Origin of the sequence: Vibrio sp. zbq_1 (assembly GCF_043102935.1) — a bacterium.
Classification (GTDB): Bacteria; Pseudomonadota; Gammaproteobacteria; order Enterobacterales; family Vibrionaceae; genus Vibrio; species Vibrio parahaemolyticus.
This window is the reverse complement of the sequence record NZ_JBICJH010000039.1, coordinates 32,610-54,934: the sequence shown is the minus strand read 5'-3', so window position 1 is coordinate 54,934 and position 22,325 is coordinate 32,610. Positions and strand designations below refer to the sequence as shown.

Below are 22,325 nucleotides of genomic sequence, written 5' to 3'. Positions count from 1 at the left end.
GCCAGAGCATTTGCTCTGGCTTTTGTTATTCAACTTAAAGGGTTAGGATTCAAGAATCACGGTCGCAACCGCGTAGTGACGTTCATCAGAAATGGATAAGTGCACGTGATTAACGCCCATCGTCTGCGCCATTTTTTGAGCCACGCCAGACAGCATTAAAATTGGCTTACCCAACTCATCATTCGAGACGGTAAAATCATGAAAAGTTACGCCTTGTGCAATTCCTGTACCAAGCGCTTTCGATGCTGCCTCTTTAGCGGCAAAACGCTTAGCAAGATAACGCCCTTGCTGCTTAAGTTGCGAAAACTTTGCCATTTCATCCTCAGAGAGAATACGTCGAGCAAAAGGTTCACCACTGCGGCCTAGCGCTTTCTCTATACGCTCGATTTCAGCAATGTCGGTTCCTAAACCTAAAATAGCCATTCGTAGAACCTAGTTATTTGCGTGCCGCGATCATCAGTGCTTTCATCTCTGCCACAGACTTTTCTAGGCCATCAAACACTGCACGGCCAATGATAGAGTGACCAATGTTCAACTCGTAAATTTCTGGTAGCGCAGCAATTGGTGCCACGTTGTGGTAAGTCAGACCGTGGCCAGCATTCACAATAATACCAAGGTCATCAGCGTAGCTTGCACCCGCAGCAATCTTCTTCAACTCTGCTTGTTGCTCTTCTTCTGTTTCTGCATCAGCGTAATGACCAGTATGAAGCTCGATAAATGGTGCACCACACTGCTTCGCCGCTTCAATTTGCTGACGATCCGCATCAATAAACAGAGAAACTTTAATGCCCGCTTCCGTTAGCTTTTGCGTTGCCGCTTTTACTTTCTCAAGTTGGCCAACCACATCTAAGCCGCCTTCAGTAGTGAGCTCTTCACGCTTTTCTGGTACGAGACAAACAAACTCTGGCTTAGTTTTTAGTGCGATCTCAACCATTTCCTCAGTGACCGCCATTTCTAGATTCATACGTGTTTGAATCGTCTCACGTAGAATACGCACATCACGATCCAAAATATGGCGACGGTCTTCACGCAGGTGGATGGTAATGCCGTCCGCCCCAGCACGCTCTGCGATTTCCGCAGCGTGTACAGGATCTGGGTATTTTGTACCACGCGCATTACGTAGAGTGGCAATATGGTCGATATTAACGCCTAAATAAATTGAGCTCATTTTCCATTACTCCGTGCTCTGGGTGTCTGAATAAACAATTCACGACTTTTTAAAGGTTTGCCGCCAAGATACGGCTTTAAGGCTATACGTGTAAAGCGTTTTGCCGCTTTTAACTGCTCTTTAGTGACAAACCGCCGCTCACTGATTGCAATCAGCTCATTGCCCAGAAATGTTAGATTGTCGCGCCTTACCGATGCGATAAATCCCTTTTGTTCTCGGTAACGGTAGGTCATCTCAGGATCGACCGGCTCACCCGTGCCAGCACAGTGCAAAAAGTCGATGCCATACCCCATTGAAGAGAGCAAAGCCAACTCAAAACGGCGTAATGCGGGTTCTGGGTTTTCACACTGAGCGAGCTCGGTTAAGGCATGCAGGTAATCATGAAACAGTGCAGGCATTGGGACTTCTGCCATTAGTACTCGCCCAACGAGCTCGTTGACGTACATGGCTGAGTACAGGTTGATCCCAAATAAAGGTAAACCGAGGCTGATAGGCTCTGCTTGGCGCAACGTTTTCATCGACCCTTTACCAGACCATTTAAGCAATAGCGGCGTAAAAGGTTGTAGTGCGCCTTTTAGATTGGAGCGTTTACTACGCGCGCCCTTGGCCATTAACGTGATACGACCATATTCCTCGCTAAATACATCAAGGATTAAGCTCGATTCACTGTAAGGGCGTCGGTGCAGGACAAAGCAGCGTTGAAAACCTTCTGCGGATAAGTTGCTCATCTAAATCTGTGTGCCTAAAAATCTAATGCCAGAATAGTAAAAAATAAGGAGCCATGCGGCTCCTTATTTTAATCGATATTGGATTCTACTTAATATTGAAACGAAGTGCTCTCGCCTCAAATTATAGATCGTCGATGTAACCCAGTGAGCGTAGTGCACGTTCGTCATCTGCCCAACCAGACTTCACTTTAACCCAAGTCTCTAGATAAACTTTACGACCGAACAACTCTTCCATATCTAGACGTGCTTCACGACCAATGGTTTTGATCTTCTCGCCGCCTTTACCAATCACCATCTTCTTCTGACCATTACGTTCAACAAGAATCAGGGCGTTGATATGGAAACCGTCGGTTTCTGGGTTGTAATCGAAACGCTCAATCTCAACCGTTACAGAATATGGCAGTTCATCACCAGTAAAGCGCATTAGCTTTTCACGTACGATTTCTGAAGCCATGAAACGCTGAGAGCGATCCGTTACGTATTCTTCAGGGAAGTGATGCGTCGCTTTCGGCAGGTGATTACGTACGTGCTTGCGCAATACATCAATGTTCTTACCTTGCTTTGCAGAGATTGGCACTACATCGACAAAGTCCATTTTTTTAGACATTTCAGCCATGTGTAGCATCACTTCATTACGATCTTGCACGTTATCGACTTTGTTAACACAAAGTACAACAGGGAAGTTCGATTTCTGAAGCTTGGTCAACACCATCTCGTCGTCTTTAGTCCAATGGGTACCATCAACCAAGAAGAAAACTAGGTTCACGTCACTCAACGATGAGTTTGCAGCGCGGTTCATCAAACGGTTGATTGCACGTTTTTCTTCAATGTGAAGTCCTGGAGTATCAACGTAAATCGCTTGGTAATCGCCATCTGTGTCGACGCCCATGATACGGTGACGCGTCGTTTGTGGCTTACGTGACGTGATCGAAATCTTCTGACCTAAAATTTTGTTCAGAAGCGTCGATTTACCCACGTTAGGACGACCAACAATGGCAATGAAACCACAATGCTGGTTTTCCGGTGAGCTCACCTCACCATGTGATGCGAAAAACGCATCGATGTCGAATTCGTTATCAGCCATTAGTTAATTGCTCTAGTGCTGTTTCTGCTGCCGCCTGTTCTGCCTTGCGGCGGCTGGTGCCTTTACCGATTACAGGCTTATCCACACCTGCTACTTCACACTCAACCGTAAACTCTTGGTTGTGCGCTTCACCTTTAATATTAGTCACTGTGTAGACAGGCAGCGGTTTTCTTCTGCCTTGCAGGAACTCTTGTAGGCGAGTTTTTGGGTCTTTTTGTGATACGCCAGGTTTGATGGCTTCAAGACGCGAGTTGTACCAACTCAGAACAATACTGCGTACTTTCTCAATATCACTATCTAGGTAAATCGCACCAATAATGGCTTCTACCGCATCGGCTAGAATAGAGTCTCGGCGGAAACCGCCACTCTTCAATTCACCTGGACCTAATTTTAAATAATCTCCTAGATCGAATTCACGACCCAGTTCCGCCAATGTGTGTCCACGTACCAGAGTAGCGCGCATACGGCTCATGTCACCCTCGTTCACTTTCGGAAAACGATGGTACAGATCATCAGCGATGACAAAACTTAAAATTGAATCGCCCAGAAACTCAAGACGTTCATTGTGCTTGCTGTTGGCGCTGCGGTGAGTCAGCGCCAAGTTGATAAGCCCAGCATCCTTAAATTGGTAGCCGAGCTTTCTCTCTAGTTTATCAATTGGAGAATTCATACTCTCTCGATATTAAATAGTTAGTGAATACCACCGATGCGGTTGAAACGCACACCAGTTGGGATCCATGAAGGTAGAACGCTATCTGCGCCACGATCAAACTCAAAGCTGATCCAAATGGCAACAGCTTTGCCGACAAGGTTAGCTTCAGGAACAAAGCCCCAGTAACGGCTGTCTGCACTGTTGTCACGGTTATCACCCATCACAAAGTACTGACCTTGTGGTACCACCCATTCAGTTGTACCGCTACGTGGGAAGTATTGCTCCACACGGTTACGTACAAGTGGGTTAACCAAAATATTGTGCTCAACGTTACCCAATTTCTCATCCAGTTGGATCATTGGGATACCGTTTGATTTGAATTGACTCTCTTCTACATTGCTCAGTTTAACTGGCTTACAGCTGGATTCGCCTTGGCTTTGAATGCACAACTGCTTATCACCAGAATAACGAACAATGTCACCCGGCAAACCAACGACACGTTTGATGTAATCAACGCTTGGTTGAGGTGGGTATTTAAAGACAACAATATCACCACGTTCAGGCTTACCAGTTTCCACTAGCTGAGTACGCCATACTGGGTCTTTTAGACCATACGCGTACTTCTCAACTAAAATGAAATCGCCAACCAGCAAGGTGGGCATCATTGAACCTGACGGGATTTGAAAAGGTTCATAGATAAAAGAACGTAATACTAAGACGAAAGCGATAACAGGGAAAATAGACACACTGTTTTCAATCCACCATGGCTGGCGCTCCACTTTCTGTAGAGTGACCGCATCCAAACCATTTGTAGTTTGCGCTTGAATCTCCGCTACTTTCGCTTGACGTTTTTTTGCAAACACCAGCTTTTCCAGTAGCCAAACTACACCCGTTACCAAGGTGACGATAACCAGCATCAGTGAGAATGTATTCGCCATTAAATTCCCTTATCTAAAAATACGAAAGTGAAAGAGCCTAAACCCTTTCACTTATTTAAGTTCTAACGTCTTATGACCAACAATAGCGGGACAAAGTTCAACTCTAATCTTTGCCGACGTGAAGAATTGCTAGGAACGCTTCTTGAGGCAGTTCAACGTTACCGATCTGCTTCATACGTTTCTTACCTTCTTTCTGTTTCTTCAGAAGTTTCTTCTTACGACTCACGTCACCACCGTAACATTTTGCGATTACGTTTTTACGTAGCTGCTTAACGGTAGAACGCGCAATGATGTGGTTACCAATAGCCGCTTGAATCGCGATATCGAACATCTGACGAGGGATAAATTCTTTCATCTTCTCAACCAGCTGACGACCACGAGTCTGAGACTGATCTTTGTGCGTGATAAGCGCTAGAGCATCCACTTTGTCGCCGTTCAATAGTACGTCGACGCGTACCATGTTTGACGCTTCAAAGCGTTGGAAGTTGTAATCCAGAGATGCGTAACCACGAGAAGTTGACTTCAGACGGTCGAAGAAATCGAGTACTACTTCTGCCATTGGGATGTCGTAAGTTACTGCCACTTGGTTACCGTGGTAAACCATATCAACTTGGAGACCACGCTTCTCCACACACAGTGTGATCACGTTACCTAGGTAATCAGAAGGCACCAAGATGTTACAACGCGCAATCGGCTCACGAATCTCTTCGATGTCGTTAATTGCAGGTAGCTTCGCTGGGCTATCAACGTACAGTAGCTCACCATCCGTTTTCTCAACTTCGTAAACTACCGTTGGCGCTGTGGTAATCAGGTCGAGATCGTATTCACGCTCTAGACGCTCTTGGATAATTTCCATGTGCAGCATGCCAAGGAAACCACAACGGAAACCAAAACCAAGCGCTGCTGAGTTTTCTGGCTCGTAGAATAGCGATGCATCGTTTAGGCTCAATTTACCCAGTGCGTCACGGAAGTTTTCGTAATCGTCAGATGATACAGGGAACAGACCCGCGTATACCTGAGGTTTTACTTTCTTAAAGCCTGGAAGTGGCTTGTCGCTGCCGTTCTTCGCTAACGTTAGCGTATCACCTACTGGTGCGCCTAGGATGTCTTTGATACCACAAACAACCCAACCTACTTCGCCAGTATTTAGAACATCAGTATCCACTTGCTTAGGTGTAAAGATACCCAAACGGTCTACACCCCAAGCTTGGCCTGTGCTCATTACTTTGATTTTGTCGTTCTTCTTCAGTGAACCGTTTTTGATTCGTACCAAAGATACTACGCCAAGATAGTTATCAAACCATGAGTCGATGATCAGCGCTTGTAGTGGCGCATCAGGATCACCTTCTGGTGCTGGAATTGCTGATACGATGTTTTCTAGAACGTCCTCAACACCCAGACCTGTCTTCGCAGAACAGCGTGTTGCGTCCATCGCATCAATACCAACGATTTCTTCAATTTCTTCAGCTACACGTTCAGGATCAGCGGCTGGCAAGTCGATCTTGTTTAGGATTGGCACTACTTCCAGATCCATTTCGATCGCGGTGTAACAGTTAGCAAGTGTTTGCGCTTCTACACCCTGACCAGCATCAACAACCAATAGCGCGCCTTCACAAGCCGCTAGAGAACGTGATACTTCGTATGCAAAGTCTACGTGTCCCGGAGTATCGATGAAGTTCAGCTGATAAGTTTCACCGTCTTTAGCGGTGTAGTTTAGCGTCACACTCTGAGATTTAATGGTGATACCACGCTCACGTTCAAGATCCATAGAATCCAGAACCTGTGCGGCCATTTCACGATCGCTTAATCCTCCACAAACTTGGATTAGACGGTCTGATAGGGTCGACTTACCATGGTCGATGTGGGCGATAATCGAAAAGTTACGAATGTGCTTCATAGATTTAGGGTGACTAACTCTTTACAAATTGGGACAGTAAGAAAGCCATCATTTGACGGCATTTCAATCAAGTTGGCAGATTCTACCGAATTTCGTTAACGGGCGCACCTAATTTAAAGTGTAGAGCTTATTGGATAGGTTCACCGAGAACTCGAATGAGGGTGACTTGGCGTTTTGACTCATCTTCAAGCGGTTTTGATAGGTGTTTTGCGAACCACATACCACCGCCTGCAAATAGCATGGATGCGAGAATAACATTGCCTTCTCCACCAGCGGTCAGAGGAGTCAGTAAGAAATGACCAACCATAGCACCAAGAATCAAACCAAATAAAGGCAGTAGATACACCGCCATGGCTGACTTGATAAGGCTGGATTCAGGAAAGCCGATTTCCACGACTTGACCGACTTGCACGTTTTTTTCTGTGCGCAGATGCCACGACAGGCTCTTATTACCTATCGCTTTAGTGACAACACCTGTGCCACAACTTTTTTGCGAGGAGCAGCTGCTGCAACTCGTTTGCTGCTCGCAGCTTAAATCTATCTCGTACTGCTTACCGTGACGCTCTACTCCGATCACGGTAGCTAACGCAGTCATCATTATTGCTTACTCTTTGTTACATTAAATGTGACAGATTGAGCAATGCGCTGCGCCGTAGCTGGCGGAATATCTCCGACCACAGAGATTTCATAATCACCATTCACAAAACTGTGTAAGGTTCTACGGCCTTGACGAACCAGTTGTCCTTTTAATGAATGCTCATCTTTGTTTGCTACGTAAACAGAGAAGTTGAACAAGCCATCAGAATACAACTGACTTTCTACCATTTGGTCTGTTGATGCCATACGGTAGCGGTTGAGATCGTTTGGATGAAAACCGTCTGGAGTCCAGCCCACAGTCCAATTGCTCGTGCCAATTTCACCTTTCGGCATTGTAAGCACAGCAGGAAGTTGAACGTCTTCAAGGCCGCTCATCAACTCTGCAATTTTAGGGTTTACTGTGTAAGAGATCGTGCGGTATTGCTCTAGCATCTCGCCATCACGATCGACAAGATCGGCGCGAAGTGGCAATTTGCTCTTTTCGTCAATCCAAAGGACATAGGAATAACGTAGTCCGTCTTTCGGCACAATGCGTAATACCTGAGTTGGAACACCGGCTTCACGCGCACGCCCTACTTGAACGTAGTCGTAATACAGGTTTAGCTCGTCGATATTGGTGTTAAGCATCGGTATCGTTGGTGCAACCATTTTGCCTGATTCGATAGTGAACGGTTCCACGCCAGTTTCGATATAACTCACTTCTGTTCCGCGACGAATCACCTCACGTACAGGTCCACTTAAATAAACAAGATGAGCGTACTGATCTTCGCCGTGTGTCGCGTGACGATACAGCAAAGGCTCAATGCTGTTCTTTTTGATAAGGATGTAAGAAAGTTCGTAACTTAAATTCTTACTCGCCTCGCTCATTTGATGCAATAAAGCCTCCGCCGGCTTATCACCAGCAAAGGCTTGCGAAGACATCATACTGAACAGAGCGCAAGCGCTGATCAGAAATTTTTTCATTCACTATCCGGAGTCAGATGCGCATCTTGCTGAGATGCGTCACTGTTAATTCTTAACTGCAATTCGTAGTCACGCAGCATAGCATGAACGCGTTTACGTTGCTCCTGCATATTTGCCTCACCCACTGAGCGATCTACGGACTCACGAGTTAAGCTCACAGGTTCAGCACTGCCTGCAAACGGAACGGTTTGCAAAACTGGTAACTGTTCAGCTTGTGGCGACATTGGATCGCTACCACCGTATTGCTGCACACCTAAGATAACGACTAGCGACACACATGCAGCAACAGCGACTTGCCCAAACTGAGTTAACCACGCTGGCAACTGACGTTTGGCTTTTTGCGGTTCTGGTTGCGACTCTTTAGGCGCATCAGCGATTGAAATGACATTGGCACTGCGCGAATCGATCGCACGATGCACAGGTTCGTCTTCTAACGCTAACGCTACGCTTTCAGCAATATTCCACTCAGGTTTTGCTGGCGCCTCGCCTCGCATCACATCACCAATTAGGTGATAATTCTGCCAAGCTTCACGGCTCTCTTGGTCTTGCTCTAACTCTTGAATTAAAGCCTTATCGACCAATTCTCCATCCATGAGAGCTGAAAGTTGTTCTTTGTCAGCCATTGTTTTCACCATAGTTATTACTTGTACTAGCGCTGTAAAAGAGGTCTGATTTTCTTTTCCACCGCTTCACGAGCACGGAAGATACGTGAACGTACCGTTCCTACCGGGCAATCCATTACTTCAGCAATTTCTTCATAACTTAAGCCATCGAGCTCTCGCAATGTCATTGCTGTCTTTAAATCTTCAGGTAAAGCTTCGATTGCACTGAACACTACCCGTTGCAATTCTTTGGACAACGTTAAGTTCTCAGGGTTCGAAATTTCTTTAAGTGCACTACCTGTTTCGTAAAATTCAGCTTCTTCAGCATCAACATCTGTCGCTGGGGGTCTGCGCCCTTGAGCCACAATGTGATTTTTCGCAGTATTCACTGCAATGCGATACAGCCACGTATAAAACGCACTTTCCCCGCGAAAGCTAGGGATAGCTCGGTAAGCTTTGATAAAGGCTTCTTGTGCTACATCTGGTACATCGCCAGGATTACTAACGTATCTGGAAATAAGATTACACACCTTGTTCTGATACTTTGTTACCAGCAGGTTGAATGCTTGCTTATCACCATTCTGAACTCGCTCAATCAATACTTGATCGGTCAGCTGCTCGTTCATTCGAGCGGATACTCCTATTTGTTATGCCCCTACTCTTCTCAGATATGGGTACTAATTATGCAAAACGTAGTATTGACACCACTGCTTACTTGAGCACTATTGTGACTCCAATGTGAATGAGAAAGTTCCATGGTTTCTCAAGTTTTTTGTCATTGTTTTTTCACAGTGTGATGTCATGCGCCAAATCCCATGCACTGCCTGACTTATGTCTAATTTGACAAGCGAGCATATTAAAGGGAAATGGGTATAATGGATGATCTCTGTCCCAGATTGTGCTGGGTAGAAACTAGAAAAGCAATGAGATTGACAAACTATTACTTTTCATTTGCATGGCTATTGGCTGTCTGAATAACGCGTTTTCAACCAAAACTCAGAAAACAACCGTGTGTCATTAGGCCTCAATGACCTAAGCATGCAAAAAGAAGAGTGGCTCAAGTCACCAGAGTAACTGTGATTTAGATAAGTCTCCCAACTTAGCCCTTAGTGACGGATGTCACGCATATGGAATGCACATGGTGTGCAAATAATACACAAGGTAACGTTGTTACCTTAGCTTGGGATTATAAAAGTTATATGAACACAAATCGTGAACATGAATGTGATGTGTTAGTGGTAGGGAGTGGCGCTGCGGGCTTGTCGTTGGCTTTACGTGTCGCAAACCACTGTAAAGTAATGGTACTCAGCAAAGGACCGCGCAGCGAAGGGGCAACTTACTACGCTCAAGGCGGTATTGCCGCGGTGTTCGATGAATCCGACACCATTGAGTCGCACGTTGAAGATACCCAAATTGCCGGGGATGGTATCTGTGACGAAGAGACCGTGAGATTCATTGCAGAACACTCAAAAGAATGTGTGCAATGGCTGATTGACGGCGGTGTACCGTTTGACCGTGAAGACGATGATTCTGACGATGAACCTCGTTACCACCTAACCCGCGAAGGTGGCCACAGCCGCCGCCGTATTCTGCACGCCGCAGACGCAACCGGTATGGCAATGCAAACCTCATTGCAGGACAACGCCCACAACCATCCCAATATTCATGTTCTTGAACGCCACAACGCTCTGGACTTGATCACTGAAGATAAAATCGGTGGTGATAAAAACAAAGTCATCGGTGCCTATATCTGGAACCGAAACGAAGAGCACGTAGAAACCGTGCGCGCCAAATTTGTGGTTCTAGCGACAGGTGGCGCGTCAAAGGTTTATCAATACACCTCTAACCCTGATGTCTCATCGGGTGATGGTATTGCTATCGCGTGGCGAGCGGGCTGTCGAGTGGCGAACTTAGAGTTCAACCAGTTCCACCCAACTTGCCTTTACCACCCTGAAGCTCGCAACTTCTTGCTGACCGAGGCCCTTCGTGGTGAAGGCGCCTACCTTCGTCGCCCAGACGGCACTCGCTTTATGCCAGATTTTGATGAGCGTAAAGAACTCGCCCCCCGCGATGTTGTCGCTCGTGCCATCGACTTCGAAATGAAACGCTTGGGTGCAGACTGCATGTATCTCGACATCAGTCATAAACCAGCGGACTTCATCACCAAGCACTTCCCCACCATTTACTCGCGCTTGATGGACTTGGGCATTGATATGACCAAAGAGCCTATTCCAATCGTACCAGCTGCGCACTATACCTGTGGCGGCGTGATGGTGGATCAAAACGGTCATACGGATTTGAAAAACCTATACGCGATTGGCGAAGTGAGCTACACCGGCTTGCATGGTGCTAACCGTATGGCATCGAACTCACTGTTGGAATGTGTGGTTTATGCGTGGTCTGCTGCAAAAGATATTCTGAAACATCACACCAGCGTTGAGCTGCCTTCACGTGTTCCATGTTGGGATGAAAGCCAAGTCACCAACAGTGATGAAGAAGTTATTATTCAACACAACTGGCACGAACTTCGCCTGTTCATGTGGGACTACATGGGCATTGTGCGTACCGATAAGCGCTTAGAACGTGCATTGCGCCGCATTCAACTGCTACAACAAGAAACGCATGAGTACTACAGTAACTTCCGCGTATCTAATAACTTGTTGGAGCTGCGTAATCTACTGCAAGTTGCAGAGCTTATGGTTCGCTGTGCAATGCAGCGTAAAGAGAGCCGCGGCCTGCACTACACGCTTGATTACCCAAATCAACTGGAAAACAGCGGCCCGACAATTCTGGTACCAGCAAAGCAGTTAACCGATAATTAATATCGAATGTAACGCTTATCAACAGGGAGCTTTGGCTCCCTGTTTCATTTTCCATTGACGCAAAATCAAGGAAAGTTGCCGATAGCACCGTTCATCACAACTGTCTCGCCAAATCGTCACCATTTCATCCGACTCTAGCGTAAAGGAGAGTTTAAAAGGCAGCGTCGTCAGGTTGACGTGTTTGATATGCGAATTACTCGTTTCATTTTTTACCGTGCCGTCGCTGTGCACATACCAATGTCCTTGACTCGACAAAAGGACAAAGCCTGGATCACGTAGCTTGCTAGCAATCAGTAATAACAAATAAATCGATAATACGAGCGGAATGTCGGAAAGCGACACGGCCCAAGTCAAGCTTAAGAAAACGGTCAGATTGCTGACTTGAGCCGTAATTGAGGAAGATACGTTAAGATTAACGAACTTTGCTGAGGTTGTGGGCAACAATTTTATCAACCATTGCTGCGTGGCCTAGGTTCTCGCTACGACCATGTCCCATCACCCAAGTGAACAGATCTGGATCATCACATTCAAGCAGAGAAACAAAGTCACGCTGTTCTTGTTCGTTCAGCGCATCAAAGCACTCTTCAAAAAACGGCATAATCACCACATCCAGCTCAAGCATGCCACGACGACAAGCCCATTTAATACGCGCCTTTTCTTCAGGAGTGTACATTCATTATTCCTTCATAGATGTCTTGTTATTAATGCGGAGTGTAACAAGGGATGTGCTACGTCACTAGTGTGCGGGTCACAATACGTTAAGTAACTTCAAGGTGTCAGATTCAAAGCTGGTCACTGATTCAACACCACTGAACCTCACGTTTAGCAACAGCGAGCTCTTTCCTAATTATTCTGCCATGAAATCACGATAGAAAACGTCACCTATCCTTGATTGGCATACGTTGTTGACGTTTCTTACTCAAGGTTGATTAGATTTCCAAATTACCGCTACATCTGAAAACTGAGCGGTTCTCGCTAAACCGAACACCTTAAGGTGACTTGGGCATATTGAAAGCTGACAAATGGTGAATCTGCATTTAACATAGCTGAAAAATATCTTCAAAAGGCATTGTAATCATGGAATGGCAAACTCGCTTTTCACCGCTCAACCTATCGACTCAAGATGCTCTACCAGAACTGTCTATCTCACGACTCGATCATCTAGGCATGATCACCATGGTAGGCGATGACAAAAAATCGTACCTGCATGGTCAAGTTACCTGTGATGTGGTTTCTCTAGAAAAAGACCAATCAACACTCGGTGCGCACTGCGACGCGAAAGGTAAAGTGTGGAGTGTATTCCGCTTGTTCCATCATGGTGATGGCTACGGCATGATCCAGCCGAAATCTGCGATTGAAATCGAACTGAAAGAAATAAAAAAATACGCCGTATTTTCCAAAGTCACGATTGAAGAATCTAACGATGTGATTCTTGGCGTTGCAGGTGTCAACGCCGATGCGTTTGTGTCTGCTTTAAATGAAGATGCCGGTGATGTACGCATCATCAATGGCGGCACTGCGGTAAAAGTAGAGGCGAACCGTTGGTTACTTGTTGTGACAGAAGAAGCGGCGCAAGCACTGATCGAAAACAGCGATGCTACGCTGACAACACGCGAGCTTTGGACTCGGTTCGACATTGAATCTGCACTGCCATTCGTTTCTGCCACAGCGCAAAACGAGCACATTCCACAAGCCTTGAACATTCAAGCCCTAGGTGGCATTAGCTTCACTAAAGGCTGTTACACAGGCCAAGAAACCGTAGCTCGAGCGAAATACCGCGGCACAAACAAGCGCGCTATGTACATCGTGAAAGGCGTAACGTCGACCGCGTTAAACGATGATGCGATTGAACTAGAACGCAGCGTAGGCGACAACTGGCGCTCAGTCGGCACGTTACTGGCTCACTATCAATTCAGTGATAACCAAGCTATGGGTTTGATCGTGTTACCAAATAATCTGGATGACGACACTCGCCTTCGTTTGACGTCTCAGCCTGATTGTGAATGGACCATCGCAGAATTGCCTTACAGCCTTGATGATGAATAATGCCATTCATACTCCTTTGATGCAGTTTCTTGCCGACCAAAACATCACGTTTCGTCTGCTTCCGCATCAAAGACCAGCCACAACAATTGAGGATGCCGCGCAACAACGCGGCATTCGCCCTTCTCAAATGGTCAAAGCGATATTGCTGCGAGACATGGGCAATCAATACGCCCTCGCCTGCGCCCCTGGTGATCGCAGTGTGGATCCAAAAAAGGTACGAGCTTTACTGCAATGTCGCCGCATGACTTGTGTCGATCAGGCCGATGTAGAAGCCATCACTGGTTATAAAATTGGCACTGTGACGCCGTTATTACTCAAACGACAGATGCCGATTGTGTTTGACCCAAGCTTATTGGAAGAACGTGAAGTCACCATCAGCAGTGGGGACCGCATGGCAGGGCTGGCGTTATCCATCGACGATTTGGTTCAGTTGTGCCACCCCACCGTGGCCGAAATCTGTCGTTAACATCTAATTCATAATGCAATAAAGCGCAGTGTTCTCATCACTGCGTGATCTCCCTCATATCTATAAAAACACGCCACAGAATTTTTAATCAAAATTAAAACATAAATAGTCACCATTATAAAACTCGTATATGCTGATTCTGTTGGTTAAGTTTTCAACAAGCACTTAACCAACATAAAGTGAATCGGCTGACACGCATGACCACGCTCGTGATGTCAGCTATCCACTTTTGTGTAATGCATCTGTGACTATTCGCCCGCTCAAGCGGGCTTTTTTTTGCTTGGAACTTTTTTCAAGCAGTCTCATCTAATCTTGTGTAAGCAAGCTATAACACTTAGATAGAAGGTGTAGGTTTGAAAAAGAAACAATTAGCAAACAATCATTTTCCTTCTATTCTTATTTCTGTAACAAAACTATTGCTTAATGCACCACGTATGAAGGAGAACAGAAACATTTGGGTTCTTTCCAGTGTAATTTTTTGGGGTAATCCTCACGCTATTTGAGATATCAGTCTGTCAATTTGTCTAAGGCAGCACAATTCTCCAAAGCGATACATTTCACCTGTACTTAATACTATTGCTGTCACAATAATTTTTACGTCCAAAACGTAGAATAACTGGGCTAGGTAAGAGAAAAGGAAAGTAAATATGAGACTGTTTAAGCGCTATACACCAAGTATGATTGCTAAACATATAAGTCGTCTTTTTAAGGGAAGAATCTATATTTACGGGGTCGGAAGATTCGAGTTTGATAACGGTAAATTGATACTACCGGAAAAAGCGGAGCAACGTCATTTTCGAGCGGTAAAAGAGATTAACCAAGAAATAATGAAACTCCGATGCGCATACGCTTAGCACTTCATCGATGTCAAAAAGATAAGTAAAACAAAGGCTGGATTATCCAGCCTTTTGTATTTTCAGGTAATGTAACTCAGAGCTATTGACGAGCCAGTTCTGGTAGGTGCCCCTTCAAACCCAGTGCACGCTTCATGATCTCATCTTTAGCACCCGGTAATTGTCCCGCTAAACTCAAGCCAATACCGCGAACCAGTTTTTTCGCTGGATGGCCACCAGAGAATAAATCACGGAAACCTTGCATCGCCGCAATCATCTTCGCCGCTTCAGCCTTACGCCAACGCTCATAGCCACGCAGATTGCGTTTACTACCAATGTCTTGCCCTTGTTTCCAAAGAGTCAGCACTTCTTGCGCCAGACTGGCAGCATCCAATAAGCCGAGGTTCACGCCTTGGCCAGCTAAAGGGTGGATGGTATGAGCCGCATCACCAACCAGTGCAACACGCTCAACTACAAAGTCTCGGGCATAACGCATTTTTAGCGGAAACGCCGCTCGCTCTCCCACCACTTCACACACGCCTAAACGAGCATCGAATTCGCTGGTTAGCGTTTTGTTGAACGCTTCATCGCTCATGGCCAGCAATTCTTCCGCTCGGTTTGGCTCTGTCGACCAGACGATAGAACACATGTTTGGTTGAGACATCGGCAAGAATGCCAAAGGCCCGTGAGGTGTAAAAATCTGACGCGCGATGCTGTGGTGCGGATCCGCTGTTTTCACATTAGCAACCAACGCATGGTGACCGTAGTCCCAATGCGTCAAAGGAATATCCATCTGGTTACGCAGCCACGAATTCGCGCCATCTGCGCCCACCACCAGCTTCGCTGTCATCGCTTGGCCGTTATCGAGCGTTAACCAACTCTCTTGTTCACCGACCGCGAGTGTCGCACAGCGCGCAGGCATGAATAACGTTACGTTCTCTAGCTTTTGCACTTGTTCCAACAACGCTAACTGAATCACGCGATTTTCAACGATATGACCCAAATCAGGTTGTGCCATACTTTGTGCATCAAACTCTATTTTTGCGAAGCTGTCTTGCTCCCACACTTCCATACCGTAGTAAGGTGCAGCACGGCGTTGCTCAATACCCTGCCAAGCTCCTAGCTTACGTAAAATGGTTTCACTTGAGCGGCTCAGTGCAGAAACTCGCACATCAGGCAGTTCATTCAACACTTCATCTGGCACGCTACCTTCGATCACGGCGATACGCAGGTCACTGTCTTTGAATGCGGCGGCAAGCGCCAACCCAACCATCCCTCCGCCGATGATGGCGATATCTACACTTTGCATCATTGCTATTTATTACCTAATAACTGGTTGTTACCTAGTTTGTTGCAGTCAATCATCGTTTCACTAAACCAAGAGTATGGCGCAAGAGCGGCTGCTTAAAAATAGAAAGGTTATCCATCGCGGCTAAGGCTGTATTTCGCCCAATTCGCATCGCGAGTAAATCGTTTGAAAAAACATGGACTAACGAGCTTGTTAGCCAAATGGTTTCGTTGCGGTCTGCTTCTCGGCGTTGACTAAAGCGGATCAGGCCTTGGTAACGCCCAACATCTTCACCTTGCTTGACCAGTTCCTCAGCGAGAGTGACCACGTCTCGGATCCCCAAGTTGAAGCCCTGCCCAGCAATCGGATGCAGCGTTTGTGCTGCGTTACCGACTATCGCAAAACGGTGTGAAATATTTTGCTTGCGATGACGAAGCAACAACGGATAGCTCGCACGCAGCCCCACTTTTTGCATCGCACCTAATCGCCAACCAAAATCTTGCTGAAGCCGTTCAAGAAATTCGCTTTCGGACAATTCCATTACAATTTGAGCTTCATCAGGACGTAAGCACCATACGAGCGACATTCGATTATCACTCATCGGCAGCAGGGCAACTGGGCCGTTTTCAGTAAAACGCTCAAATGCGCGACCTTGATGCGGCTCTTGAGTCACAATATTGGCAATTACGGCAACTTGGTCGAAATCATGCTCAGAAAGCTCCAAACCAATTTGCTGACAACATTGCGAAACCGCACCATCGGCGGCAACAAGTAATTTCGCATTAAGCAACTCACCACTAGCAAGCTCAATCGTCACATTTTCTTGAGTTCGGGTAATGTGCTTCGCGGAGTCTGGGCAGTACAAATCGATAGCGGTACTGTGAGTCAGCAATTCTTGGTAAACACGACCAACATCGGCTAACTCTACGACATAACCTAACGCTTCAACGCCAACGTCGTGCTTAGTGATGTCCGTCATTCCCGCATGAGAACGATCGGACACATGGATGTGTTCAATCGGGGTCGAAAAAGGTTCAATCGCAGACCATAACTCTAAGTGACGCAGCAGGTTAACCGTACCATAAGACAAAGCAATCGAGCGCGAATCAAAGCCCGGATGCTGATCAGATTGCGCTTTAAACGGTTCAACAACGGCAACACGCAAAGCCCCTTGAGACAAATGCTCAATCGCTAAAGCTAGTGTAGCCCCAGCCATGGCACCACCAGCAATTACTACGTCATATTGCTTCATGTTAACCTCTGGTCTATCTAGATTAATGAATCGTCGGTTTGCTTTCGCTGCTTTCTGGGCGAGCTCCGAACTCTGCATGAATGGTAAGTACGCAAGCTTTCACGTGTTCAATGACTTGTTCCAGCAATTGTGCTTGTTCACCAAAGTCATCATCTTCATCAATGCCTAACTTGGCAATTTCTTCTAGGTCAGCCAACGCTTCTTTTGCATCATCCGATGCATTGTTCAGCGCAATGCCTGCTAAACCAAGACCAGAGATAAAGTGATTCACAAAATCAGACAAGCTATCTGCCAACGCGAATAAACCCTCTTCGCCCGACTCATCCGGCAGAAGTAGTGACAGCTCCATGGATGAACCCGTTAGCTCGTTCGCCGTCACTTTGAAGACCGTCTGTGCAAAAGCTAACGCCGTCGTTGGCCAGCCCATGCCATCATTGGTGTAATCGAATAGAATTGGTTGCCAGGTTTGATCGTTAATCGCCAATCCACCACTTAGCATGCCGACAAGCAAACCGTGCAGCTCAGCAGGTGTCACAGCTAAACTTGCAGATTGTAGCTCTGCAGCAATAGATTGATATTCTGGAAGGGTGATTTCACTCATAACTTGGCTCATTCTTGCGTAATAATGTATCGACATATCCTACCATCAAGGTTAGTCGTCTGAAACGGCTATCAAATTCAATTTTGAACACCATTTGTTCAATTTGCCCAATTCCTGTGTGATCACGTCATCATTTCTCTTTCTGTGATGGGAAATGCTTGAATCTTAATAACGGTTTTCCTATAGTTTCCTCCTCGGTAGTTGCACGTAGCAACACCTTAGATAGCGCGAATATAGAGTTTATTCATCATGAGCAATCAAGCGATCGACGTAGAAATACTAGGCAAAGTTACACGAGTAAATTGTCCAGCAGGGCAAGAAGAGTCTCTCGTTGCAGCAGCAAAAGATCTTGATCGCCGATTGAAAGAGATGAGCGAACGTACTAAGGTAACCAATGAAATTCAACTGCTGACGTTTGCTGCATTAAACATTTGTTATGAGTTGCACACCAAGTCATACGAATCAAACGGTCAACAGCAAGAAATTACTGAGCGCATGGAAAAGCTCACCGCGTCTTTAGAGAACGCACTAAGCAAAGTTACGCAAGGACAGCCGTAGATACAAAATTTACCCTGGGGTGTTCGTCAGACGGATTTAAGTCCCTGAGCCGATAAGCAATACCAAAGGGTTAGTACTTGATAGCTATTGAGCAAGCTTGGCATGCACCGAGAAGCCTACGGTTATCATTGCTGATCCGCCTTGAACCAGCTGGTTCAAGGGCCACAATCCTCAACGGCACCCTGGGGTATTCCTTTATGTCATCACAATCCATATCATCACGCTCCCGACAAGACTTCCGCAAACTTATCCGTGAAAAACGCAACGCCTTGTGTAGCGATACGCAGTTTCAAGCGGGGCTAGACCTAGTTACTCAATTCGCCCAACTTCCAGAAATCCAACAAGCGCAGAACATTGCCATTTATCTCTCTGCCGATGGTGAACTCGATACGAAGCCACTGATTGAATGGTTATGGCAACAAGGAAAGTCGGTGTATTTACCCGTCATCCATCCGTTCTCAAAAGGCCAGTTATTGTTTCTTCAATACGTGAATGAAGATCAATTGGTCTACAATAAGTACCGCATTCTCGAACCAAAGCTCGATATTCGCCACCTTCTTCCCGTCAAACAATTAGATGTAATCTGCACGCCTTTGGTCGGCTTCGACAGCATCGGGCACCGCTTAGGTATGGGTGGAGGCTACTACGATCGCACTCTTTCTCATTGGTTCAAGACAGGAGAAGGTGCCAAACCGATTGGCATTGCTCACGATTGCCAGCATGTAGAACGCTTACCAATTGAAAGCTGGGATATTCCATTACCTAAGATCGTGACTCCAAGCCAAATATGGCAATGGGAAAAGTAACGCTTAGCCGCTATAATCACGCCCGCAAACGTTAACGAACATCTATTCAGGAGATTGGCATGACTCAAGATGAAATGAAAAAAGCGGCTGGTTGGGCAGCACTTAAATATGTTGAGAAAGGCAGCATTGTCGGTGTTGGCACAGGCTCTACCGTGAATCACTTCATCGATGCACTAGGCACTATCAAAGATGATATCAAAGGTGCAGTGTCTAGCTCAGTTGCTTCTACAGAGCGTCTAAAAGAGCTTGGTATTGAAGTTTTTGAGTGCAACGACGTAATTAAGCTAGACGTATATGTTGATGGCGCAGACGAAATCAACCCTGCGCGTGAAATGATCAAAGGTGGCGGTGCTGCGCTAACTCGTGAAAAAATCGTTGCAGCAATCTCTGAAAAGTTTGTATGTATCGTTGACGACACGAAAGCGGTTGACGTACTTGGCCAGTTCCCTCTTCCAGTGGAAGTGATTCCAATGGCACGTTCTTACGTTGCTCGTGAGTTGGTGAAACTTGGTGGCGACCCTGCATACCGTGAAGGTGTTGTAACGGATAACGGCAACATCATCCTAGATGTGCACAACATGCAAATCACCAACCCGAAAGAGATGGAAGACAAAATCAACGGTATCGCGGGTGTGGTAACGGTTGGTCTTTTTGCTCACCGTGGTGCTGATGTTGTGATCACTGGTACGCCAGAAGGCGCAAAAATTGAAGAGTAAATAACAGCCATGAATCGGTCTATCTGATTCAGTTTTCTGTTATTTCATTACAGACGGTGCTGCAAGGCACCGTTTTTTATTCCTTTCTCTAAGAAAATTATCTCTTATTCCGTAATTTTCTTACCCAAAGCAATTTTTTTTTGTTACTTTATTGAACAGAAGACGCACAAGGAAACGTTTGTCCTCCTACAAAACTATTAATTATCCCCTTTTTAATGGTTTTGCCCAATGTGCGCCACATTAGCCCACCTTTCCATTTTAAGGACGAGAAAAAATGGCCAAAGTTTCACTGGAAAAAGAAAAGATTAAGATCCTCTTACTCGAGGGACTTCACCCTTCTTCAGTTGAAGTTCTTCAAGCAGCTGGTTACACCAACATTGAATATCACAAAGGTTCGCTTTCAGAGGAAGAACTGATTGAAGCAGTTAAAGATACGCACTTCATCGGTATCCGCTCCCGAACGAATCTATCCGAGGAAGTGATCAATGCGGCAAACAAACTGGTTGCGATTGGCTGTTTTTGTATCGGAACTAACCAAGTCGATCTTGGTGCGGCGGCAAAACGTGGTATTCCTGTATTCAATGCACCGTTTTCAAACACGCGAAGTGTAGCTGAGCTCGTGCTTGGTCAGATTCTTCTGCTCCTTCGTGGGATTCCTGAAAAGAACGCCTTGGCACACCGTGGTATTTGGAAGAAGAGCGCAGACAACTCTTACGAAGCGCGTGGTAAACGCCTTGGTATCATTGGTTATGGCCATATCGGTACTCAGCTGGGCATTATTGCTGAAAACTTAGGTATGCGCGTGTACTACTACGACATCGAAAACAAACTATCACTTGGCAACGCAACGCAAATCCACACGATGAGCGAGCTGCTAAACAAATGTGATGTTATTTCGCTGCACGTACCAGAAACACCTGAAACGAAGAATATGATGGGCGAAGAAGAATTTGCTCGCATGAAGCCTGGCGCAATCTTCATCAACGCCGCTCGCGGTACCGTTGTTGATATTCCTGCGCTTTGCCACAGCCTAGAAGCAGGTCACTTAGCTGGCGCAGCAATCGATGTATTCCCAGTTGAACCAAAAACAAACGCTGACCCGTTTGAATCTCCACTACAGAAATTCGATAACGTCATTCTAACGCCACACGTGGGCGGCTCTACTCAAGAAGCACAAGAAAACATCGGCGTGGAAGTTGCGGGTAAACTGGCGAAATATTCAGATAATGGTTCAACACTATCAAGCGTTAACTTCCCTGAAGTATCTCTGCCTGAACACGGTCGTGAGTGCTCTCGCTTACTGCACATTCACAAAAACCGCCCAGGTATTCTGACTCAAATTAACACCATCTTCGCAGAAGAAGGCATCAACATCGCAGCGCAGTACCTACAAACTGAAGCTGAGATCGGCTACGTAGTTATTGATGTGGAAACTGAGCGTTCAGAAGAAGCACTAACTAAGCTGAAAAGCATTGAAGGCACGATTCGTGCTCGTATTCTTCATTAAGAAGAATCCATACAATAAAGGCAGGGATTATCCCTGCCTTTTCTTTTTGTGTTACCAAAACAAATTATTTTAATTTGTAAACCACATCCACTTGGTCACGAATTACAAGAGTCGAGTCTTGGTAACTGTTCGAACCTTGCTTGCTGTCCATCGCCATTGAGCGCATCAACACAGGCTGTACATGCATTTGGTTATAGTTAATTTGCCAGATGCCGCCGAGTTTTTTATCAAAGCCAGATGCAAGCGATGCCGCTTTTTCTCTCGCATCTTTGATCGCAGCCATGCGTGCTTTTTGTTGGTATTCCACTTGATTGCTCACTTTCAATTGGATGTTGTCGACCTGATTAATGCCAGCTTTCAACGCCATATCCAAATACTGGTTAAGATCGGCTAAATCTGTCACTGTTACATTGATGCTGCGTGATGCTCTGTATCCAACCAACTCCGCTTTGCCAGATTTAGGGTAGTGATACTGAGGCGCAAGATACAGGTTTGAGCTGGTGATATTGTCCTTTGATAAACCAGCATCAGACAGATATTGGAGAAAATCTTCGACTGTTTTATCGACGGATTGTTTTGCTTGTTCCGCTGTCATGGTGGTATCCACCACTTTTACAGAAAAGGTCGCCATGTCTGGTGTTGCGACCACCTCACCGTAACCCGTTGTTGTTACGTGAGCAAATTCAGGCACATCAGCCAAGACTGAAACACTGCTAAGACTAAGAGCTGAAGCCAGCAAACACGAATACAGTTTCATTCGACAAATCCATCCATATCAATAGTGAAGTGTCTCCACAAATC

The 22,325-nt window shown here is 46.0% G+C and carries 25 protein-coding genes and 1 other RNA gene; 9 read left to right on the top strand and 17 right to left on the bottom strand.

The features are described from left to right. Nucleotides 1-42: 42 nt before the first annotated feature. The 11 genes from acpS to rpoE form a co-directional block, all read right to left on the bottom strand. A complete protein-coding gene (gene acpS, locus ACF8CV_RS17745; protein ID WP_017449143.1) occupies nt 43-423 on the bottom strand; it encodes a holo-ACP synthase in 381 nt (126 codons plus the stop codon). A gap of 13 nt (nt 424-436) precedes the next feature. Continuing rightward, the gene (gene pdxJ, locus ACF8CV_RS17740; RefSeq protein WP_005484124.1) at nt 437-1,168 is read right to left on the bottom strand and encodes a pyridoxine 5'-phosphate synthase; all 732 of its coding nucleotides are present in this window, start codon (nt 1,166-1,168) and stop codon (nt 437-439) included. Then, nucleotides 1,165-1,896, bottom strand: coding sequence for a DNA repair protein RecO (gene recO, locus ACF8CV_RS17735; protein ID WP_138938651.1), 732 nt, complete (start codon nt 1,894-1,896; stop codon nt 1,165-1,167). The genes pdxJ and recO overlap by 4 nt, the downstream gene beginning before the upstream one ends. Nucleotides 1,897-2,017: 121 nt before the next feature. Continuing rightward, a complete protein-coding gene (era, locus tag ACF8CV_RS17730) occupies nt 2,018-2,980 on the bottom strand; it encodes a GTPase Era (RefSeq protein WP_005460684.1) in 963 nt (320 codons plus the stop codon). Then, entirely contained in the window at nt 2,973-3,650 is a 678-nt protein-coding gene (rnc, locus tag ACF8CV_RS17725) for a ribonuclease III (protein WP_005460683.1), read from the bottom strand. Before rnc ends, era begins: the two co-directional genes overlap by 8 nt. A 20-nt stretch (nt 3,651-3,670) precedes the next feature. Further along, nucleotides 3,671-4,570: a signal peptidase I gene (gene lepB / locus ACF8CV_RS17720; RefSeq protein WP_005460682.1), complete on the bottom strand. Its 900-nt coding sequence runs from the start codon at nt 4,568-4,570 to the stop codon at nt 3,671-3,673. 103 nt (nt 4,571-4,673) lie between these two features. Then, nucleotides 4,674-6,467: a translation elongation factor 4 gene (gene lepA, locus ACF8CV_RS17715; protein ID WP_005460681.1), complete on the bottom strand. Its 1,794-nt coding sequence runs from the start codon at nt 6,465-6,467 to the stop codon at nt 4,674-4,676. 127 nt (nt 6,468-6,594) lie between these two features. Continuing rightward, nucleotides 6,595-7,065: a SoxR reducing system RseC family protein gene (locus ACF8CV_RS17710; RefSeq protein ID WP_208870998.1), complete on the bottom strand. Its 471-nt coding sequence runs from the start codon at nt 7,063-7,065 to the stop codon at nt 6,595-6,597. Continuing rightward, nucleotides 7,065-8,027, bottom strand: coding sequence for a sigma-E factor regulatory protein RseB (gene rseB / locus ACF8CV_RS17705; protein ID WP_005490311.1), 963 nt, complete (start codon nt 8,025-8,027; stop codon nt 7,065-7,067). The genes ACF8CV_RS17710 and rseB overlap by 1 nt, the downstream gene beginning before the upstream one ends. After that, nucleotides 8,024-8,650: a sigma-E factor negative regulatory protein gene (locus tag ACF8CV_RS17700; RefSeq protein WP_208870999.1), complete on the bottom strand. Its 627-nt coding sequence runs from the start codon at nt 8,648-8,650 to the stop codon at nt 8,024-8,026. The genes rseB and ACF8CV_RS17700 overlap by 4 nt, the downstream gene beginning before the upstream one ends. A 26-nt stretch (nt 8,651-8,676) precedes the next feature. Beyond that, nucleotides 8,677-9,255: an RNA polymerase sigma factor RpoE gene (rpoE, locus tag ACF8CV_RS17695; protein WP_005493913.1), complete on the bottom strand. Its 579-nt coding sequence runs from the start codon at nt 9,253-9,255 to the stop codon at nt 8,677-8,679. 573 nt (nt 9,256-9,828) lie between these two features. On the opposite strand from rpoE, the gene nadB reads away from it, so the two are divergent. Continuing rightward, nucleotides 9,829-11,451 carry an L-aspartate oxidase gene (nadB, locus tag ACF8CV_RS17690; protein ID WP_005490333.1) on the top strand — a complete coding sequence of 541 codons (1,623 nt, stop codon included), beginning with the start codon at nt 9,829-9,831 and terminating at the stop codon, nt 11,449-11,451. Nucleotides 11,452-11,469: 18 nt separating this feature from the next. Here nadB and ACF8CV_RS17685 read toward each other — a convergent pair whose 3' ends face one another. Both ACF8CV_RS17685 and ACF8CV_RS17680 read right to left on the bottom strand, forming a co-directional pair. Then, on the bottom strand, nt 11,470-11,892 hold the full coding sequence (locus tag ACF8CV_RS17685; protein ID WP_323135442.1) for a protein YgfX: 423 nt from the start codon (nt 11,890-11,892) through the stop codon (nt 11,470-11,472). Next, on the bottom strand, nt 11,864-12,124 hold the full coding sequence (locus tag ACF8CV_RS17680) for a succinate dehydrogenase assembly factor 2 (RefSeq protein ID WP_005458651.1): 261 nt from the start codon (nt 12,122-12,124) through the stop codon (nt 11,864-11,866). Before ACF8CV_RS17680 ends, ACF8CV_RS17685 begins: the two co-directional genes overlap by 29 nt. A 404-nt stretch (nt 12,125-12,528) precedes the next feature. On the opposite strand from ACF8CV_RS17680, the gene ygfZ reads away from it, so the two are divergent. From ygfZ to ACF8CV_RS17665, 3 genes are all read left to right on the top strand, one after another. Beyond that, nucleotides 12,529-13,497, top strand: coding sequence for a tRNA-modifying protein YgfZ (ygfZ, locus tag ACF8CV_RS17675; RefSeq protein WP_005493910.1), 969 nt, complete (start codon nt 12,529-12,531; stop codon nt 13,495-13,497). Beyond that, nucleotides 13,490-13,963 (top strand): aminoacyl-tRNA deacylase, encoded by a 474-nt coding sequence (locus ACF8CV_RS17670; RefSeq protein ID WP_020835379.1) that lies wholly within the window; start codon nt 13,490-13,492, stop codon nt 13,961-13,963. Before ygfZ ends, ACF8CV_RS17670 begins: the two co-directional genes overlap by 8 nt. A gap of 647 nt (nt 13,964-14,610) precedes the next feature. Next, nucleotides 14,611-14,817: a DUF1107 domain-containing protein gene (locus ACF8CV_RS17665; RefSeq protein ID WP_005380970.1), complete on the top strand. Its 207-nt coding sequence runs from the start codon at nt 14,611-14,613 to the stop codon at nt 14,815-14,817. Between the two features lie 82 nt (nt 14,818-14,899). Here the strand turns inward: ACF8CV_RS17665 and ACF8CV_RS17660 are convergent, their stop codons facing one another. Genes ACF8CV_RS17660 through ACF8CV_RS17650 form a run of 3 tightly spaced genes read right to left on the bottom strand, consistent with a single transcriptional unit; the run spans nt 14,900 to nt 17,937 of the window. Further along, the gene (locus ACF8CV_RS17660; protein WP_140203363.1) at nt 14,900-16,108 is read right to left on the bottom strand and encodes an FAD-dependent 2-octaprenylphenol hydroxylase; all 1,209 of its coding nucleotides are present in this window, start codon (nt 16,106-16,108) and stop codon (nt 14,900-14,902) included. A 49-nt stretch (nt 16,109-16,157) separates the two neighbouring features. After that, nucleotides 16,158-17,336: a 2-octaprenyl-6-methoxyphenyl hydroxylase gene (gene ubiH / locus ACF8CV_RS17655; protein ID WP_005493906.1), complete on the bottom strand. Its 1,179-nt coding sequence runs from the start codon at nt 17,334-17,336 to the stop codon at nt 16,158-16,160. A 22-nt stretch (nt 17,337-17,358) separates the two neighbouring features. Further along, the gene (locus ACF8CV_RS17650) at nt 17,359-17,937 is read right to left on the bottom strand and encodes a YecA family protein (RefSeq protein ID WP_005457285.1); all 579 of its coding nucleotides are present in this window, start codon (nt 17,935-17,937) and stop codon (nt 17,359-17,361) included. A 249-nt stretch (nt 17,938-18,186) separates the two neighbouring features. On the opposite strand from ACF8CV_RS17650, the gene ACF8CV_RS17645 reads away from it, so the two are divergent. The 5 genes from ACF8CV_RS17645 to serA all read left to right on the top strand — a co-directional run bounded on the left by ACF8CV_RS17645 (nt 18,187) and on the right by serA (nt 21,524). Next, nucleotides 18,187-18,495, top strand: a complete 309-nt coding sequence (locus tag ACF8CV_RS17645) for a cell division protein ZapA (protein WP_005484120.1) — start codon at nt 18,187-18,189, stop codon at nt 18,493-18,495. An 8-nt stretch (nt 18,496-18,503) separates the two neighbouring features. Continuing rightward, nucleotides 18,504-18,688: non-coding RNA, 6S RNA (ssrS, locus tag ACF8CV_RS17640), on the top strand. Nucleotides 18,689-18,707: 19 nt separating this feature from the next. Next, nucleotides 18,708-19,301, top strand: coding sequence for a 5-formyltetrahydrofolate cyclo-ligase (locus ACF8CV_RS17635; RefSeq protein WP_024699283.1), 594 nt, complete (start codon nt 18,708-18,710; stop codon nt 19,299-19,301). Between the two features lie 59 nt (nt 19,302-19,360). Continuing rightward, nucleotides 19,361-20,017 carry a ribose-5-phosphate isomerase RpiA gene (rpiA, locus tag ACF8CV_RS17630; RefSeq protein WP_005493901.1) on the top strand — a complete coding sequence of 219 codons (657 nt, stop codon included), beginning with the start codon at nt 19,361-19,363 and terminating at the stop codon, nt 20,015-20,017. 274 nt (nt 20,018-20,291) lie between these two features. Further along, the gene (serA, locus tag ACF8CV_RS17625) at nt 20,292-21,524 is read left to right on the top strand and encodes a phosphoglycerate dehydrogenase (protein WP_005482463.1); all 1,233 of its coding nucleotides are present in this window, start codon (nt 20,292-20,294) and stop codon (nt 21,522-21,524) included. Between the two features lie 64 nt (nt 21,525-21,588). Here the strand turns inward: serA and ACF8CV_RS17620 are convergent, their stop codons facing one another. Continuing rightward, entirely contained in the window at nt 21,589-22,281 is a 693-nt protein-coding gene (locus ACF8CV_RS17620) for an oxidative stress defense protein (protein WP_023585651.1), read from the bottom strand. Between the last annotated feature and the right edge of the window lie 44 nt (nt 22,282-22,325).

Excerpts from the sequence above, each read along its gene's own strand:
- rseB (WP_005490311.1), bottom strand. The coding sequence starts at position 8,027 with ATGAAAAAATTTCTGATCAGCGCTTGCGCTCTGTTCAGTATGATGTCT.
- ACF8CV_RS17680 (WP_005458651.1), bottom strand. The coding sequence starts at position 12,124 with ATGTACACTCCTGAAGAAAAGGCGCGTATTAAATGGGCTTGTCGTCGT.
- ACF8CV_RS17670 (WP_020835379.1), top strand. The coding sequence starts at position 13,490 with ATGAATAATGCCATTCATACTCCTTTGATGCAGTTTCTTGCCGACCAA.
- rpiA (WP_005493901.1), top strand. The coding sequence starts at position 19,361 with ATGACTCAAGATGAAATGAAAAAAGCGGCTGGTTGGGCAGCACTTAAA.
- lepA (WP_005460681.1), bottom strand. The coding sequence starts at position 6,467 with ATGAAGCACATTCGTAACTTTTCGATTATCGCCCACATCGACCATGGT.
- rnc (WP_005460683.1), bottom strand. The coding sequence starts at position 3,650 with ATGAATTCTCCAATTGATAAACTAGAGAGAAAGCTCGGCTACCAATTT.
- ubiH (WP_005493906.1), bottom strand. The coding sequence starts at position 17,336 with ATGAAGCAATATGACGTAGTAATTGCTGGTGGTGCCATGGCTGGGGCT.
- ACF8CV_RS17710 (WP_208870998.1), bottom strand. The coding sequence starts at position 7,065 with ATGATGACTGCGTTAGCTACCGTGATCGGAGTAGAGCGTCACGGTAAG.
- ACF8CV_RS17660 (WP_140203363.1), bottom strand. The coding sequence starts at position 16,108 with ATGATGCAAAGTGTAGATATCGCCATCATCGGCGGAGGGATGGTTGGG.
- rpoE (WP_005493913.1), bottom strand. The coding sequence starts at position 9,255 with ATGAACGAGCAGCTGACCGATCAAGTATTGATTGAGCGAGTTCAGAAT.
- pdxJ (WP_005484124.1), bottom strand. The coding sequence starts at position 1,168 with ATGAGCTCAATTTATTTAGGCGTTAATATCGACCATATTGCCACTCTA.
- ACF8CV_RS17645 (WP_005484120.1), top strand. The coding sequence starts at position 18,187 with ATGAGCAATCAAGCGATCGACGTAGAAATACTAGGCAAAGTTACACGA.
- recO (WP_138938651.1), bottom strand. The coding sequence starts at position 1,896 with ATGAGCAACTTATCCGCAGAAGGTTTTCAACGCTGCTTTGTCCTGCAC.
- ACF8CV_RS17665 (WP_005380970.1), top strand. The coding sequence starts at position 14,611 with ATGAGACTGTTTAAGCGCTATACACCAAGTATGATTGCTAAACATATA.
- nadB (WP_005490333.1), top strand. The coding sequence starts at position 9,829 with ATGAACACAAATCGTGAACATGAATGTGATGTGTTAGTGGTAGGGAGT.
- era (WP_005460684.1), bottom strand. The coding sequence starts at position 2,980 with ATGGCTGATAACGAATTCGACATCGATGCGTTTTTCGCATCACATGGT.
- lepB (WP_005460682.1), bottom strand. The coding sequence starts at position 4,570 with ATGGCGAATACATTCTCACTGATGCTGGTTATCGTCACCTTGGTAACG.
- ygfZ (WP_005493910.1), top strand. The coding sequence starts at position 12,529 with ATGGAATGGCAAACTCGCTTTTCACCGCTCAACCTATCGACTCAAGAT.
- ACF8CV_RS17700 (WP_208870999.1), bottom strand. The coding sequence starts at position 8,650 with ATGGCTGACAAAGAACAACTTTCAGCTCTCATGGATGGAGAATTGGTC.
- serA (WP_005482463.1), top strand. The coding sequence starts at position 20,292 with ATGGCCAAAGTTTCACTGGAAAAAGAAAAGATTAAGATCCTCTTACTC.
- acpS (WP_017449143.1), bottom strand. The coding sequence starts at position 423 with ATGGCTATTTTAGGTTTAGGAACCGACATTGCTGAAATCGAGCGTATA.
- ACF8CV_RS17650 (WP_005457285.1), bottom strand. The coding sequence starts at position 17,937 with ATGAGTGAAATCACCCTTCCAGAATATCAATCTATTGCTGCAGAGCTA.
- ACF8CV_RS17620 (WP_023585651.1), bottom strand. The coding sequence starts at position 22,281 with ATGAAACTGTATTCGTGTTTGCTGGCTTCAGCTCTTAGTCTTAGCAGT.